The sequence below is a fragment of the Aquimarina sp. Aq78 genome (assembly GCF_900299525.1).
Lineage (GTDB): Bacteria > Bacteroidota > Bacteroidia > Flavobacteriales > Flavobacteriaceae > Aquimarina.
Genome location: NZ_OMKA01000029.1, coordinates 1 through 16,618 on the forward strand (window position 1 = coordinate 1; position 16,618 = coordinate 16,618).

Below are 16,618 nucleotides of genomic sequence, written 5' to 3' on the forward strand. Positions count from 1 at the left end.
TTTTAAAAAAAAAAAAAAAAAACAACCCCCCATCAAAAAAAAAAAAAAAAAAAATTATTTTAAAAATTCATAATGGTTTTTTTAAAAAAAAAATTAAACAAAAAAAAAAAAAATTTTTTTATTTATTTTTTATTAATAAATTTTTTTTCATAGTTGATGGTTAGTTTTATTTTTTGTTTATTAAAAAAAACCGCCTCTATTATTAGAGGCGGTTTTTAATTATTTAATATTTTGTTAAAGTCAAAATAAGGTGTAACAGAATGGTTTTACCGTCGTCTTACACTTATAACACGATTAATCACAGTGTCAATTTTGTAAACAATCACGTATTTGTATTATGTAATACAAAGTACAATGCATAACAATTATCAATCAAATAAACGTTCAGATGAAAACAATCAATCAAAGAGTTATTTTATTTTTTCTGTCATTTTGGTGTCTATTTCTAACAGCACAACCAAGTAATGAAGCTGTAGTAGGTACTATACAAGGAAAAGTAATAGACAAAAACTTACAGCAACCCATACCCTATGCTACTGTAGCAATTCATGATGGAACAGATAAAATTATAAGTGGAGGTATCAGTACCGATGATGGTAACTTCTTAATTTCTGATATCCCGAAAGGAAATTATACGTTAAAAGTGCAATTTATAGGATACAAAACGTATTCTCAACCTATCGAGATTTCTAGAAAAAATAAGGACATCAATGTTGGTACTGTATCATTAGAAGAAGAGGCCGAATCTCTAGACGATGTAACTATAGTTGCCGAACGAACTACAATAGAACAAAAAATTGACCGTAAAGTTATAAATGTAGGAAAAGATCTTACTACAACCGGAGGTACTGCAGCAGAAATCATGAATAATATCCCTTCTGTTAATGTAGATCAGGATGGTAATATTGCGTTACGTGGAAATCAAAATGTGCGTATCCTCATAGACGGTAAACCTACTAATATTGATGCTACACAATTATTGAAACAAATCCCTTCTACTTCTATTAAGAAAATAGAATTGATTACTAATCCTTCTGCTAAATATAATCCTGAAGGAATGAGTGGTATCATTAATATCGTATTACATAAGAATAGTAATATAGGTTTTAATGGTAATTTTAACCTAGGGCTTAATTTTGATAAAAATGCCCGTTTCAATAGCTCTATAGATTTAAATTACAGAACAGGAAAAGTTAACTTTTATGGTAATTATGGTAATAATATTACCAAACGACAAAATGCGGGAGGTGTTTTTAGACAAGATCAAAATTATCAAACAGATTTTAAATTCTTAGATAATAATAAGTCTCACCTATTCAAAATAGGCTTAGATTATTTTATTGATGACCACAATACTATCTCTGTATATACTAATCAAAACTTGTTTGACGGACTTACAGATGGAACTACGGATATTACTTTTTTCAATAATGATCAGAATAATTTATCCCAAAAACTATTAAGTGATAGTGATAATCAAGGTTCTACATATAACTTCGATTATAAACATGATTTTAAAAAAGAAGGACATAATATTGAATTAGAAGTTGATTATAATGTTTTTGAAAGTGATAGTGATGATCGTTTTAATTTTGTAGGAGGAGACGGATCGTTCACAAATTATAATGACCTTATTAATAATGAGCGAAAAAACACCACAATAAACCTTGATTATGTAAACCCATTATCAGAAAAGACTAAATTAGAATTAGGATATGAAACTCGTTTAAGGAGAACAGACAATGACTATCGTTCTACACTTTTTGAAAATTCAAAATATAATTATGACCGAAACATACATTCTTTTTATGGTACATATGGTCAAACTTTTGAAAAGTGGTCATATCAGCTAGGTGCACGTCTTGAAAACTATGAAGTTGAAGCTGTTTTTGATGGAGAAAAAATATTTGAAGATGATATCTTTACTGTATACCCTTCTGGTTTTATTAGTTATACTCCAGGAGAGAAAAACAGCTATCAATTAAGTTATAGTCGACGAATTGATCGACCTGGATTAAATCAGGTAAATCCTATACGTGAATGGAGTACACCAAGAATAGTCTCTATTGGAAATCCAGAGTTGAATCCTCAGTTTACTAATTCTATAGAAGCTAATTACACACGAAAATTAGGAAAGGGATCAATAACCGGAGGAGTATTTTACCGAATTATCAATGATGAAATAAGTCAGGCACTTATAGAAAATCCAGATGTTGAGGAAGGTCAGATATTAACATTCAAAAATTTTGATAATAATTCTTCTTATGGAGTTGAGATATCTAGTAACTATAGAGCTACAAAATGGTGGAGTTTTAACGCTAGTTTTGATCTGTATTCGCAAACGCAAAAAGGTGTGGTCGATAATATCAATAGAGAAGTAGATGCTGTAGTTTACAATTTTAGACTCAATAATAGTTTCAAAGCGACAAAAAACTTGACTTTTCAGGTATTTGGATTTTATAGAGGAGAACAGGAAGGTATATTATTTAAAACCAAACCATTCTATTTTGTAAATACAGGAGCTCGTTATAATTTCTTAAAAGGTAAAGGTACCTTTAGTATCAACTTTAACGATATTTTTAACACAATGCGTTTCAGATTTTCTGCAAACAACCCATATCCGCAAAACGGAGAGTTTCAAGGTGAAACACAAACCGTTTTCCTAGGCCTGTCCTACCGATTCGGAAGTGGAAAAAACAGAAAAGCTTCAAGAAAACGAAGAGATAATAATGAAAAATCTGGCGGAGGAATATTATAATCGGGTTTTTCTCAAAAAAAATGTTAATATTATAACTAATAACTCAGATATTTGTTAAATTTAATACAGTTTTCTTAAAAACCTTATTAAAGTTAAATAAATGCAAAAAAATAACAAATTCTGTAACACTTTACATTTTACAACGTTTAATATAGTATAGTCATGGTTATGATTTATTTGAATTAGCCTTTAAAAAATTAATAACCGAGTTATTAGATAAGAAAACGCGAAGCTTAATTGCTTCGCGTTTTTCATTTTTTTTACTTTACCAGGTTACCATCTAATAATAGCACTACCCCAGGTAAACCCACTACCAAAGGCCGCTAAGACTACTAAATCTCCTTCTTTAATTTTACCTTGCTCCCAAGCTTCTGTCAATGCTATAGGAATAGATGCAGCTGTAGTATTACCATATTTCTGAATATTATTATAAACTTGATCATCAGATAATTTAAATTGTCGTTGCACAAATTGAGAAATTCTCAGATTTGCCTGATGTGGTATTAACATATTTATATCTGTGGCTGATAAATTATTGGCCTGTAATCCTTCATTAATTACTTCAGAAAAACGTACAACTGCATTTTTAAACACAAATTGACCATTCATATATGGATAGTAAGGAATATTTTCTTGAGGATTCTCTGAAATAATTTCTGGCACCCAATGTTCTGTACTAGGACCTTCTAGAGATAGTTCTTTGGCATGGGCTCCTTCACTATGCAAATGTGTAGACAAAATCCCTCTCCCCTCTTCTTCACTTCTCGTTAATACTGCAGCTCCTGCTCCATCACCAAAAATTACCGAAACTCCTCTCCCTCGAGTTGTCATATCCAAACCACCACTATGGTTTTCACTCCCAATTACCAATACGTTTTTATACATACCTGTCTTGATGAACTGATCTGCTACAGATATAGCATATACAAACCCGCTACATTGATTACGAACATCCAATGCCGGAATAGTTCTCATGTTCATCATTTCCTGAACTCTAACTCCACCTCCGGGAAAATACATATCAGGACTAAGAGTCGCAAAAATGATAAGTTCTATATCATCTGTAGTAAGTTTAGCTCTTTCTAAAGCAATTTTAGCAGCTTTAACCCCCATAATAGAGGTACTATTACCATCTCCTTTTTTGATATGACGTCTTTCTTTTATACCGGTACGTTCCTGAATCCATTCATCATTTGTATCCATCACCTTAGATAGATCATCATTGGTTACGACATTTTCGGGGACATAAGACCCTAAACCTGATATTTTTGAAGTATACATGTTGTTAATTTATTGTGTGTGTTGTGAGTTATTTTATACTTAACTAAAAGTTATCACACAATATATGTATTCTTAACATTTTGATAAAAGAAACCCTAATTATATTATATGCGTGCATAATAAAAAAATCTTGAACAACTGTATTTCAAACTTCTAAACTAATTTAAAATACAGACTCTCCATATTTTCAACTTAATATCTCGAATCGGGAATAGAAAAACGCGCTAAAAACGTGTATAAAAAAGAGACTACTAATTAAAATTAGTAGTCCCCATTCCCCAATCTTCCTAAAACTAGAGTTTTAGAAATTTCTTTATCACTACCCTATTACCATCACATACCTTAATGGTATACATTCCTGATGGAAAGGAGGTAAATGAAATTGTATTTTTAATCGACAAACTTTTGTTCCCTGCAATTAAATGCCCTTTTAGGTCGAAAACTTCACAACTAGCATTAGGTATTTCAGTTTTACAATCAATATAAACCTCCCCTTTTAAGGGATTTGGATAAACTGAAAATGAACTACCCCTAGAACTATTTATTTCAGTAATAATATCCTGCATCGACTTCATTTCTTTTCTATTGTCAAAATCAAAAAGATTTCTATTCAACTATTATATAGACAAATATATAGATATTCATCTCCTCAAAACATACGTAGCCCCACGTAATTAGGCAACAATAGTAAGTACATTAAAGTTAGAGTAGTAGTTGTTTATTTTTCTGGGACCAGATAAGCAAAGCATTTGGCTTTTGCTCAAGAGTAAGTTTTCGGATTATATTTGCTCTATGTTTTTCGACTGTTCTCACAGAAATACTCAGAAGATCTGCAATTTCTGTGCTTGTCATCTCTTCTGCAATACGTTTTAGGATTTTAACTTCGGAAGGAGTCAGTTTTTCTATGTCCGGATTACGCTCTGAAACATTTGTGAAACGTTTGTATATTTTTTCACTAAAATATGGTTCTCCTCTACTAACGCTTGCTATACAAGCTTCGATCTCTGTTAAAGCAAATTCTTTTAATAGGTAGCCATGAATATTATATTTTACGGCATCTTCAAAAAATTTCTTTTCTTTATGAAGAGTAATCAAAATGATTTTGGTATCGATATGGTGTCGCTTACAATTTTTGGCAATATCTACACCGGTTAGATTAGGCATTTCGATATCCAAAATAGCAATATCCGGTTTATCTTTAATGATTGCGTTATATGCAGAAAGCCCATCAGAATGAGTATTTATGATGTTATATTTTCGTTCTTTCAAAAATTCCTCTAACCCTCTTAATAATAAAGGGTGATCATCTGCAATAAGTATATTAGGTTTAAGCATGTTTCGGAATATTAAATATAAGCGTAGTCCCCCGATCAATTTCAGACAGTATATTGAAAGTAGCTTTCAAAAATTTTGAACGCTCATTTAATGTTTTAAGACCTATTTTAGAAATCGATATTTTTTCTTTAGAAACATCAAACCCCGTACCATTATCTTTAATAATTATTTCAACATCATTTTCTTTATTAATCACTTTAATTTCTGCAGATCTTGCTTTAGAATGCTTAATAATATTATTAAAGCTTTCTTGCACCAATCTATAGATATTAACTTCTTTTTCTTGATCAAACACTTGGTCAATATTATCTATTTCTGCCGAAATAAAAATATCATAATTTTCATCGATCATCTCTACACTACTTTGTATAGTTACCGTAAGACCTAGTTCTTCTAACTTAAATGGATGTAGACTTCTTGATATTGCACGTACTTCGTCAATTACACCATCTACCACAGTAGCAGTCTTGGTATCTTTATTCTGTAAAATTCTGTTCTTAATGAGTAACAAACTTTGGCCAACACTATCATGAAGGTCTTTAGAAATACGTTTCCCAACTCGCTCCTGGGTTTGCAAAAGTTCTTGTAAAAATGATTGTTGTAGTTTTTTATTTCGAATCAGAAATATTCTATTTCTATATAAATAGATCAATAAAAACAAAAGACTTAGACCTATACCGCCAAATATCAATAGGTTTTTCTTTGCTTTATCCTTTGCTTCAAGCATCTCGATATTAGCTTTCTGAATTGCAATTTTACTATCTCTTTTTTCGGCCTCATAGAGCGTTTGATAATAAATAACACTATTAGATCTGGTTAAATTATAGATAGAATCCTTCAATAATTGATACCTATCTAAATGGATTAGAGCTTGTGGTAGTTTATTTAGATTTTTATTTGCTTCATAGAGTTCTTTTTCCAAATGTACCTGTCCCTGAATATCATTCGAATTCTTAAAAATTTCAATCTCTTCTTCAAAAACAGGAATCGCTTCTTTATACTTACCCTTTGCAACTTTATATCTACCTAATGCTTTTAAATAAAATATTCTATCATAAGGGCTATTTATTAAATCAGGAGAAAGTTCGAGGGTGTCTAAATACTTTTTGGCAATATCTGGCTTGCCTTGTTTAGAGTAAAATTCTGAAACATATGCCCTTAACCTAAACATATTGCCATGGCGACCTTTCTCTTTTCTCATCAATGCAAGGGCAGTTAGATAAGCTTCTCCTTCTTTTTTATATTCTTTTTTCTTTACAAAATCACGAGCATCATTTACACTTAACTCAGATAAAGCTTGAAAATCCTTATTCTTTTGACTATTTAATAATGCTCTAATTTTCTGCCTTTCTTCAAAAGATTTCTCCAAAAGATAAAGTTGGCTAAAAATTCCGGATACTGCCAACCCACTATATGCTATATAAGCAGTATCTTTCATTTTGGTATATAATCGATTAGCTGCCTGATATTTTAAAATTGCCTTAGAAAGTTTACCCAATCGCTCATATGCCTGTCCATTAAAATAAGTTGCATCTGCCTCAAAAATAGAATCTTTGGTCTGATGATATATTTTCTCTGCATTAGTATAATCTACAATTGCTTTTTCTAAGTTATCAATTTGATAATTCGCTCCCGCCCTTTTAATATAGAGATGTCCCAGGTTAATTTTATTTTTAATTTTGAAGCTATCTTTAATACTATTATTTACAATAACCAATGCAGAATCAGGTTTACCAACTACTTGAAGATAGTGAAATGTAAGTCGCGAAGTCTTAAAAGCTGCCAGATCAAAGCTATCCAGTTGTTTAGCCAAATCGATGTATTGAAGTGTGTATTTCGGATAGTTTTGTTTATAAAACTCAAAATCTGAATTCCTCCTCTCGTTTAATACATTCGATAGCGAATCTAATAAATAAAGCTTTTCTTCTTTATTTGTTACATTTTCTACTTTATCGATTAATTCTAAAACAGTCTCTTTTTGCTGCGAAAAAGCATAAAAATGAAATGCAGCAACAATAATAAATATGTATATTTTGCTTCTTAACATTCTAGGGGGTTCTAATTGTGAAGATACATATAATTGTATTTTCAAATTGCATGATAGCCCTCAATTTTTTTGTATCTAAACCTCTTTCTTATTGAGAAATATAAAAAATTAATAGATAGCCACATACTAAACCCCTTTCAAAACACTACATTAACACCTGTAAATCAACAACATAGATACACATCAAAATTCCTATTGTATTATAAAAAAATGACCTCAACTCCTTGACTTACCACATTTACCACACCAGAAAACCCCTACAAAACCTTAATCAAGTGCGGCCATAAAACAATATTAATTCGATCAACTGTTTTATCATACTTTACATATCAGGAAACATCATACCTGATATAAGTAGATTCTGCTCTACTATACACTTAATTTCATCATTATTTATGGCTTTGCACTTAAAACGATCAGAATCTAAAACGAGAAAGATGCGCCAACCACAGCGCATCTTTCTAACAACCTAACCAATAAATAAACAAACCAAGCCAGTCGGGTGACTGACTATAGTACTCTTCAAAATCTCTACTTTTAGATCAAGTAACAGATCGTATTTTCAAAAAATATATGATTGATATATTTTTAAGTATTTTTATTTTTTAGTCTTTTTTAAAACTAATCATCCTGATGGCGATAGTAAAAACCATCGCCAAATCAGAATTTATGTTGTTTATAACTCAAGGGTATTTATTCTCATAGCAAAGTTTCTCCCTTCTAAATTGGCTATGCATATCCGACCAATACTCATAGCATTTATATATTGAGTTGTAAACAAATTATATGCTTCAAAAAACCTATTTATATTCTTAGTCCATTGTGTCAACAAATCATTACAATAGATATAAAAAAAACTTACTTCAATGCCAGTTTGGCAGATACATATTATTGGTATTTTTTTTGAATACACCATACCATAAGATGACAATTAAACTAAAAACAATATAAAATGGCAACAGGAAGTATTAATGTATCTGTAGAGAACATTTTTCCATTAATTAAAAAATTCTTGTATTCTGATCATGAGATTTTTTTACGAGAACTTATTTCGAATGCAACAGATGCAACTTTAAAGCTAAAACATTTAACAAGTATTGGTGAAGTTAAAGTAGAATATGGTAATCCTCTTATCGAGATTAAAGTCGATAAAGACAAAAAACAGCTACATATTATCGATCAGGGAATTGGTATGACTGCAGAGGAGGTTGAGAAGTATATTAATCAAGTAGCTTTTTCTGGTGCTGAAGAATTTCTAGAAAAATATAAGGATAGTGCTAAAGATTCTGGAATAATAGGACACTTTGGTCTTGGGTTCTATTCGGCCTTTATGGTGGCAGACAAAGTAGAAATCATTACAAAATCCTATAAAGATGAGCCCGCAGCACATTGGATTTGTGATGGATCTCCAACCTATAGTATAGAGGAACATGATAAAACGGAAAGAGGAACAGAAATCATCCTGCATATTGGAGAAGATGATACCGAGTTTCTTGAAGATGGTAGAATAAGTGAGTTATTGGTGAAGTACAATAAATTCATGCCAGTATCTATAAAATTTGGTACTAAAACGGAAACGTTACCAAAACCAGAGGATGCCAAAGAAGAAGATCCTGCACCAACTCAGGAAGTTGATAACATTATCAATAATCCTAATCCTGCTTGGACAAAACAACCTGCTGATCTAAAAGATGAGGATTATAAAGGTTTCTATCGCGAATTGTACCCTATGCAATTTGAAGAGCCTCTTTTTAATATCCACCTTAATGTAGATTATCCTTTTAACCTAACCGGAATTCTGTATTTTCCAAAACTGGGTCAGGATATGAATATGCAAAAAGATAGAATCCAATTATATCAAAATCAAGTATTTGTTACTGATAATGTAGAAGGTATTGTTCCAGAATTCCTTACCATGCTTCGTGGTGTGATTGATTCTCCAGATATCCCTCTTAATGTATCTCGATCTTATTTACAAGCCGATGGTAATGTAAAGAAAATATCAAGTTACATTACTCGTAAAGTAGCTGATAAACTAAGCTCTATGTTTAAAAACAATAGAGAAGATTTTGAGCAAAAATGGAATGATATTAAAATTGTGATCGAATACGGAATGCTTTCAGAAGACAAATTCTTCGAAAAAGCTGACAAATTTGCATTATACCCAACAGTGGATGGTTCTTTCTTTACGTTTGAAGAATTACAAGAAAAAATTAAAGATTCTCAAACTGACAAAGATGGTAAGCTTGTTCTTCTTTATGCTTCTAATAAAGATGAACAACACTCATACATATCTGCTGCCAAAGATAAAGGATACGAAGTACTCCTTTTAGACTCTCCTATTGTTTCTCATTTGATCCAAAAAATGGAGACTAGCAAAGAAAATATTTCTTTTGCACGTGTAGATGGAGACCACATTGACAATCTTATCAAAAAAGATGAAGAAACTATCTCTAAGCTATCAGATGAAGAGAAAGAAGCTCTTAAAACTGATCTTGAAAAAGTAGTTCCAAAAGAAACATATACAGTACAACTAGAAGCTATGGATAGCAATGCCTCTCCATTCATGATTACTCAACCAGAATTTATGCGTCGTATGAAAGAGATGCAACAAACTGGAGGAGGAGGAATGAACATGTTTGGTAATATGCCAGAAATGTACAATTTGATTATTAATACAAATCATGAACTTATTGGGCAAATTGCTGCTACCAAAACAGATAAGAAAAAAGAACGCTTAATAAAACAATCTTTGGATCTGGCCAGACTCTCTCAAAACTTATTAAAAGGAGAAGAGTTGACAGATTTTATTAAACGTAGTTACGATATGATAAAGTAGTAGTTAAAACTGCTAGTAGATATAGATATTGAACCGCTTCATTGTTAAACACATTGAAGCGGTTTTTTATTTTTGTTTATAACACTTAGTTAATCCTTAAACAATTTTATAGTAAGCTTACCATATCGTTGGGCAGAGTCGTTAGCTCCTATTTCATAAGTATACTTCCCCGGAGTCAATTTAGTTTCTCCTACATAATCAATAGGTTGGATTGTAAATATTTGTCCATTGATTTTTAACTCTACAAATGCATATCTGTATGCAAAATCAAAACCTCCATACTTCGTGGTCTTACTAGCAGAAATATTTCCATAATTGTTTTCTCCTCCATTAGTATTTACCAGAATATTCGAATAATTATATTGACTTGCATTCTTTATTCTAATTTGAACCGCGCCTGTAGTTCTAATTTGCACTTCATCAGAAGTTGAAGAGTCGTCATCCCGTGAGCAATTAAATAGTAAAAATTGAAATCCAATTATAGTAATAACCAAAATAATTCTTTTCACACCCATAACATAATCAGTTGATTTTCTACCTAATAGATGTATCATTTCACTATAAGTTGCGTGCATCAATAAGCTTTAACGTCGATTCTTCATTTTTTTTTTGAGATTTTAAGCAGTTTATATTTTATTACCTTTGTGATATATAAAAGTATAGCAGCGGTTTCAAGTTTATAGCATCAAAAAAATGAGAACTAAAAATTACATTTTAATCATTTTACTATTTTTTTATGCAACCATACGTAGTCAAGATGGTGTTTCGGGATATGTACATATTGAAGATCCGGAAAAATGGGAGCAAAAAGTTTATTTAAGTCAAATCCAACTCGAAGAAAATACGAATACCTACAATACAACAGCCATTGCTTCGACTCTCTTAACAGAGGATGGTTTCTTTGCTTTTAACAAAAATTTATTTACTTCAAAAGATCATATTTATAAGGTACAACTTAACCCTATATCTGGCGAAGAAAAAAATAAACTTTCAAACAAAATAAAGAATTTTCAACTATTTATACTATCCAAAAAAGACACTGTTCACTTCACTAAAGGGGAAAGAATGTTTGGGGAGTATACCACAAATAATACTGCAGATTTAGAATGGCAAAAATTAAAAAAATTTGAAGCCAAATATGAAAACCTAACCGATGATTTTGACCCTAAACAATACCTCATAGAGACCAAAGGGTATGTAAAAGATTCTCTGCAGATACTTTTGGTGAAACTTATTGGTATTAAAAAACTAGATGACCAGAATCTATTAGAAAAAGATGCTAAAGCCAATCCAGAATATTACTTGAGCTTTCTAAAAGAATTAAAATCCAGTGAACTTGATCCATCTACCTATGCTTATCTTGAAAATAAACTCAACTTTATTACTCAAGAAATCGTTAATCATAAATACAAAGTAAGCTTATGGGTTAATGGTGCAGCTTCTTTGGTTATTATTTTATTAATCGGGTTTATTCTAAAATCTAGAAGAACCATAAAAGTCCTTGCTCCTACCCCTTTAAGTAAGCAAGAAAAAGCGGTAAAAAACCTCATCATATCAGGAAAAAGCAATAAAGAAATTGCAAATGAATTATTTATCAGCTTAAGTACTGTAAAAACACATATCACCAATATTTACAGTAAGTTAAACATCTCTAGCAGACAAGATTTATTACTCAAAAAATAAAATCATACCGGTACTAGCACCTTATTCAGCTTGGTATAATTACTCTTTTTCTCGATTTCAATAGTTATTTGTTTCAAAAAACAATGAAGCGAATTATATATTTCTCATTTCTGTTACTCTCTTATATTGGATATGGGCAATCAGAATATTCATTATCCGGAACCGTTTTGGATCAAAATAATACCCCGATAGAAGCTGGGGACGTCATTCTTTATGACAAAAATTCAAATCTTGTAAAATATACTTTTATAAAAAATGGGAAATTCATTTTCGACAGATTAAAAGCTAATGAATATACTTTATCTATAGTTGCCATAGGATATACAAAAAATTCAGAAGTAATTCTACTAGACAGTAACAAAACCATTACTATTGAACTCAAAGAAAACACAGTCATATTAGACGAAGTAACCGTTAAAACTATTAAAAACAATATCATAGTGGGAAATGGTAATTTGAAAATAAATATTGAAAACTCTGTTTTAGAGTCATTACCATCAACTGTAGATATATTATCTAAGCTTCCAGGAATTCAAATCAGTCCTAATCGAGAATTTATTTCTGTTGTGGGAAGAGGGGCTCCTCTAATTTATATAGACAACCAAAAGACTGACTTAGATCAACTTAAATCGTTATCTGTAGAAAACATAAAAGATATAGAACTTATCGATAATCCATCTGCAAAATATGAAGCCGAAGGAAGAAGTCTTATCCTAATCACTAGAAAACATAATTCGGTCGATGGTTACAAGGTTCGATTATCAGAAATTATTTCTTTTAAAAAGCGATTTAATAATTATTTAGGGATACACTCCAACTATAAAAACAATAAATTAGAATTACGAGGTAACTTTAATTACAATCAACTTGGTCCATGGGAAGGTGTAGACTCCAGGCTTAATGTTTTAGATCAAGATATTAAATCTCAATATCAAGTAAGAGCAACCGGTCCCAGGCCACAATTTATCACTGGGAGTGGCTTCTTTTATCAACTCGACAAAAATGATTATATCTCGGGACAAGTAAATCTGAGAGCTCAAACTGACAAATTTCCAATCAAAACAAATACGCTTCTGCAAGATCAATCTATAGAAGATCATATTATTACCGAAGGGCAAAATGATGAGAAAAGAAACTTTTTAACTAGTAATATAAATTTCAATAAAAAAATCACTCGTACCTCAAATTTGTTTTTTGGGCTTCAGTATTCAAATTATATCAGACACCTAAAAAGTCATATTTTTAATAATATAAATGAAACCGGGTTTGAATTATCACAAAACAGAAATCAGAAATACGAAATTAGTGTCTTTGCCAGTAAAATTGACATTGACAAAAACTTTAATGATCATATAAAATTAGAAATTGGTGGTAGCCTTTCAAATGCCAATGGTCTTGCATTTTCAGATTTCGAATTCATAAATCCTGTAGACAAAAAGGTTTCAAAATACGATTACCGAGAATCTATTTATGCATCTTATATACAGCTATCAGGAAATCTAAACAAAATAGAATATTCTACTGGTATAAGATCTGAAACGAATATTATAAAAGGTGGTTTTAGAAATGCCAATGAACTATTAGTAGATAGAAAACAAACACGTCTTTTTCCTAAAATAAGGATAAATATCCCCATAGATAGTACCAAAAGTATTGCTTTAAATTATGGTACAATCATAAATCGACCTAATTATCTTAATGCCAGTTCTATTAGTACATTTATCAATCCATTTGTAGAATTTTCAAGAAATGTTAACTTAAAATCTACTACAATTGAAGAAATATCAACTACTCTTCAATACAAAAAATACACATGTAATATCAGTTATTATGAGGAAAATGATCCTGTTTTTTATAACGTAGCATATGATAGTATTGAAAACAGAGTTATATCTTCTCCTCAAAACTTTGAAAAAGAATCAGGATATCAAATCCGATTTACTAATACTGCCACGTATAGGTTTTGGAATACTACAAATTCACTAACAGTAATTCACAATAAAATTAAAAATCCAACAGCAGTTATTAAAGAAAGTAAGCCGTATCTCTATTATTATTCAAATAATGAATTTAAACTTGCCTCAAAAACTACTCTTGGATTAAATTTTTGGGGATTCACTCAACGAAACCAAGGTGTTTTTAAAAGAAATGCGCTTTTTATTATGAGTGCTTCCTTTTCAAAAACATATTTTAAAAATTTACAAATTGCTGTAAATTTTAATGACATTTTTAAGAACATGACCTATAAAGACAAGTATACTTCTAATAATATTGATGTTCAGGATACTTTTTATGTAGATGGAAACGAAATTTCATTTTCTATCAAATACGCTTTTGGTAAAGTCAAAAAGCTATCCTTCAAAAATAAAGATGTAGATGATAACCTGGATCGAATACGGTAATAAATCACTAATTTCTTATTTGTTATCGTACAATCTTGTGTAGATAGATGAATAAAGCACTCTTTTTGTATAAAAATAGTGAAAATCTTTTTTTTAGTTAGGATTCCTTACTATATTTGCATTGCAATTTTGCATAACCTTAAAATATATACAAATGAGTAAATCAATTTTTTATCATGCTGGATGTCCAGTATGCATTAGTGCAGAACATGATATTGTTAATCTAATCGGATCAGACAATGTAGAGATTGTTCATTTAGGAGAAGATCGTTCTCAAATCAAGAATGCTGAAACGGCAGGAGTTCAATCTGTTCCTGCGCTACTAACATCTAATGGAAATGTGCTACATATCAACTTTGGGGCTTCTATGGCAGATGTTAAAGGGTAATTTTTTTAATCTAAATAGTTAGGAATCCTAATTGTTTAGATCAACTCTAAAATGAGCCAATCATTGATAATTGTTGGCTCATTTTAACTAACAATACAACTATAAAAAGATGAAAAATACAATTATAACTATAGTATTCATGGCACTTAGCAGCACTCTAACTGCCTGCGATGAATGTAAAAAATATAATAATGATGATGTACAGATAGTAAAAGCTTCTGTTATACACAATACCGATATTAATAGTACTATTTGGGAAATTAATGTCAAAGGAAACGCGGGAAAAACAACCCCGGTTCCAGCAGGACAATTGCATGGCGCTCCTGTATTGGGTTATGTTTTCCCTACTACTCTAAAACCAACTGATGTAGGATTTAATGATACTCAGGGTATTGTAGCATTGGCTTTAACATCTCACCCCGACTTTGATGATACCCCACTATGGGATGAGAACAATGATTTTATCTATGATAACGATGGAATTATATGGCATCCACATTGGGTAGTTCTTCATAAAGATGATCGGGTTGATGGTGGATTATCTGTAAAGCAATTCAAAAAAACAGATACATCTGTAAAATTACCTCCCACTAATCCAGGAATGCCCATGTATATGGATTCTCCAGGATTTCAGGTCACTACCAATAAAACCAGTATTAAAGTAGTAATACCAGATTATAGGATAAACAATAAAACCGATTTTAAGTTCGATGCTGTTTCTGCCTATATGCAGGTAAATACCGAAACAAAAGATAAACCTATGCTTGGTGTTTATAAGGTATATAGTGTTTTAAGCAAAGATTTATCTCTTCCATATACTGTACAATCAAAATAATACTATAATGACAAAAATAGCCGTTTGGGATACTTACGTACAACGAGATGATGGGGTCATAATGCATTTTGACATACTCGTCCCCGATTCTATAACAGATCAGAATATTGTGTTTAAATTCGGAGAAAATTATCTGGAAACTAAACCCTTTAAAACAGAGAAAATTACCACTAATGAATGTAAACTCTGTCATATCGAACAAGCGACTCCAGAAATGAGTAATGATATCGAAACCAAAGGATATTCGATTATCGAAATGGAAAATTGCTAAAAACGACAAATAAATAATTAGGATTACTAACTTTGCTTAAGAGAAGGTGACACTTTCTCTTAAGCATTTTATATGAGCAAGAGCATTTTTGACATATCATTTCAACATAAAGATATCAATAGCAAAATTGTAATTGGCCTGGAGCGTATTTCTGAGGTCTTTAGAACTTTGTTATGGGAACATGCAAAAACTGTAGGTTTAAGTCCCATACAGATACAGATTATAATTTTTATAGCATATCATAAAGAAGATTTATGTACAGTTAGTCATCTTGCAAAAGAATTTAATGTAACTAAACCTACGATTAGTGATGCTGTTAAAGCATTAGAAAAAAAAGAAATGATCTTCAAAAATAAGACTTCGGCAGATAATAGAAGTTATTATATAAGCTTAACTCCAAAAGGTCAAAAAAATGTTTCTGAGGCTGAAAATTTTGCAGACCCCATTAAAAAACAACTTTTAAGTTTTAATACAGAAGAACAAGAATCTTTGTTAAAGACCATAAACATCTTAATTTATCAGCTAAACAGATCAGGAATATTATCTGTACAAAGAACTTGTTATGCTTGTAAGTTCTATAAAAAAAACAAAAACAATCATTATTGTAATTTTATACAAACAGAGCTTGAAGATGTGGATATTAGATTAGATTGTGCTGACTTTGAAGAGAGGCCGTAAGAAATTTATCATATAGATGCATTACACTTCGCCCCTAATCATGAATATGTTTTAAAAGATTTTTCGGTCATTGGTAACCAAAGTCGAATATAAACGTCATA

13 protein-coding genes are annotated in these 16,618 nt (G+C 30.9%); 8 read left to right on the forward strand and 5 right to left on the reverse strand.

Annotated elements, in window-relative coordinates:
- Positions 1–388: 388 nt before the first annotated feature.
- Entirely contained in the window at positions 389–2,758 is a 2,370-nt protein-coding gene (locus DG435_RS19510; protein ID WP_108840652.1) for a TonB-dependent receptor domain-containing protein, read from the forward strand.
- A gap of 273 nt (positions 2,759–3,031) precedes the next feature.
- On the opposite strand, the gene DG435_RS19515 is transcribed toward DG435_RS19510, so the two are convergent.
- From DG435_RS19515 to DG435_RS19530, 4 genes are all read right to left on the reverse strand, one after another.
- Positions 3,032–4,039 carry a 3-oxoacyl-ACP synthase III family protein gene (locus DG435_RS19515; protein ID WP_024768841.1) on the reverse strand — a complete coding sequence of 336 codons (1,008 nt, stop codon included), beginning with the start codon at positions 4,037–4,039 and terminating at the stop codon, positions 3,032–3,034.
- 293 nt (positions 4,040–4,332) lie between these two features.
- Positions 4,333–4,614, reverse strand: coding sequence for a T9SS type A sorting domain-containing protein (locus tag DG435_RS26110; protein WP_106792301.1), 282 nt, complete (start codon positions 4,612–4,614; stop codon positions 4,333–4,335).
- A gap of 127 nt (positions 4,615–4,741) precedes the next feature.
- Positions 4,742–5,374, reverse strand: a complete 633-nt coding sequence (locus DG435_RS19525) for a response regulator transcription factor (protein ID WP_106792300.1) — start codon at positions 5,372–5,374, stop codon at positions 4,742–4,744.
- Positions 5,367–7,421: a sensor histidine kinase gene (locus DG435_RS19530; RefSeq protein WP_108840654.1), complete on the reverse strand. Its 2,055-nt coding sequence runs from the start codon at positions 7,419–7,421 to the stop codon at positions 5,367–5,369. Before DG435_RS19530 ends, DG435_RS19525 begins: the two co-directional genes overlap by 8 nt.
- A 952-nt stretch (positions 7,422–8,373) precedes the next feature.
- Between DG435_RS19530 and htpG the strand changes: the two genes are divergently transcribed.
- Positions 8,374–10,260, forward strand: coding sequence for a molecular chaperone HtpG (gene htpG / locus DG435_RS19535; protein ID WP_106792298.1), 1,887 nt, complete (start codon positions 8,374–8,376; stop codon positions 10,258–10,260).
- An 89-nt stretch (positions 10,261–10,349) separates the two neighbouring features.
- On the opposite strand, the gene DG435_RS19540 is transcribed toward htpG, so the two are convergent.
- On the reverse strand, positions 10,350–10,814 hold the full coding sequence (locus DG435_RS19540) for a hypothetical protein (protein WP_106792297.1): 465 nt from the start codon (positions 10,812–10,814) through the stop codon (positions 10,350–10,352).
- Positions 10,815–10,953: 139 nt separating this feature from the next.
- Between DG435_RS19540 and DG435_RS26050 the strand changes: the two genes are divergently transcribed.
- The 6 genes from DG435_RS26050 (at position 10,954) to DG435_RS19570 (ending at position 16,517) form a co-directional block, all read left to right on the forward strand.
- The gene (locus tag DG435_RS26050; RefSeq protein ID WP_106792296.1) at positions 10,954–11,943 is read left to right on the forward strand and encodes a response regulator transcription factor; all 990 of its coding nucleotides are present in this window, start codon (positions 10,954–10,956) and stop codon (positions 11,941–11,943) included.
- Positions 11,944–12,026: 83 nt separating this feature from the next.
- Complete coding sequence (locus tag DG435_RS19550; protein WP_106792295.1) at positions 12,027–14,345, forward strand: outer membrane beta-barrel family protein; 2,319 nt, start codon at positions 12,027–12,029, stop codon at positions 14,343–14,345.
- Between the two features lie 154 nt (positions 14,346–14,499).
- The gene (locus DG435_RS19555) at positions 14,500–14,733 is read left to right on the forward strand and encodes a thioredoxin (protein WP_024768850.1); all 234 of its coding nucleotides are present in this window, start codon (positions 14,500–14,502) and stop codon (positions 14,731–14,733) included.
- A 109-nt stretch (positions 14,734–14,842) separates the two neighbouring features.
- Positions 14,843–15,568: a hypothetical protein gene (locus tag DG435_RS19560; protein ID WP_106792294.1), complete on the forward strand. Its 726-nt coding sequence runs from the start codon at positions 14,843–14,845 to the stop codon at positions 15,566–15,568.
- A gap of 7 nt (positions 15,569–15,575) precedes the next feature.
- Complete coding sequence (locus DG435_RS19565; RefSeq protein WP_106792293.1) at positions 15,576–15,839, forward strand: DUF2024 family protein; 264 nt, start codon at positions 15,576–15,578, stop codon at positions 15,837–15,839.
- Positions 15,840–15,911: 72 nt separating this feature from the next.
- Complete coding sequence (locus DG435_RS19570) at positions 15,912–16,517, forward strand: MarR family winged helix-turn-helix transcriptional regulator (protein ID WP_106792292.1); 606 nt, start codon at positions 15,912–15,914, stop codon at positions 16,515–16,517.
- Positions 16,518–16,618 lie beyond the last annotated feature (101 nt).

What these genes read in the sequence shown, in the direction of transcription:
- DG435_RS19550 (WP_106792295.1), top strand. Translation starts at nt 12,027, where the DNA reads ATGAAGCGAATTATATATTTCTCATTTCTGTTACTCTCTTATATTGGA.
- DG435_RS26110 (WP_106792301.1), bottom strand. Translation starts at nt 4,614, where the DNA reads ATGAAGTCGATGCAGGATATTATTACTGAAATAAATAGTTCTAGGGGT.
- DG435_RS19570 (WP_106792292.1), top strand. Translation starts at nt 15,912, where the DNA reads ATGAGCAAGAGCATTTTTGACATATCATTTCAACATAAAGATATCAAT.
- DG435_RS19525 (WP_106792300.1), bottom strand. Translation starts at nt 5,374, where the DNA reads ATGCTTAAACCTAATATACTTATTGCAGATGATCACCCTTTATTATTA.
- htpG (WP_106792298.1), top strand. Translation starts at nt 8,374, where the DNA reads ATGGCAACAGGAAGTATTAATGTATCTGTAGAGAACATTTTTCCATTA.
- DG435_RS19515 (WP_024768841.1), bottom strand. Translation starts at nt 4,039, where the DNA reads ATGTATACTTCAAAAATATCAGGTTTAGGGTCTTATGTCCCCGAAAAT.
- DG435_RS19510 (WP_108840652.1), top strand. Translation starts at nt 389, where the DNA reads ATGAAAACAATCAATCAAAGAGTTATTTTATTTTTTCTGTCATTTTGG.
- DG435_RS26050 (WP_106792296.1), top strand. Translation starts at nt 10,954, where the DNA reads ATGAGAACTAAAAATTACATTTTAATCATTTTACTATTTTTTTATGCA.
- DG435_RS19560 (WP_106792294.1), top strand. Translation starts at nt 14,843, where the DNA reads ATGAAAAATACAATTATAACTATAGTATTCATGGCACTTAGCAGCACT.
- DG435_RS19540 (WP_106792297.1), bottom strand. Translation starts at nt 10,814, where the DNA reads ATGATACATCTATTAGGTAGAAAATCAACTGATTATGTTATGGGTGTG.
- DG435_RS19530 (WP_108840654.1), bottom strand. Translation starts at nt 7,421, where the DNA reads ATGTTAAGAAGCAAAATATACATATTTATTATTGTTGCTGCATTTCAT.
- DG435_RS19565 (WP_106792293.1), top strand. Translation starts at nt 15,576, where the DNA reads ATGACAAAAATAGCCGTTTGGGATACTTACGTACAACGAGATGATGGG.
- DG435_RS19555 (WP_024768850.1), top strand. Translation starts at nt 14,500, where the DNA reads ATGAGTAAATCAATTTTTTATCATGCTGGATGTCCAGTATGCATTAGT.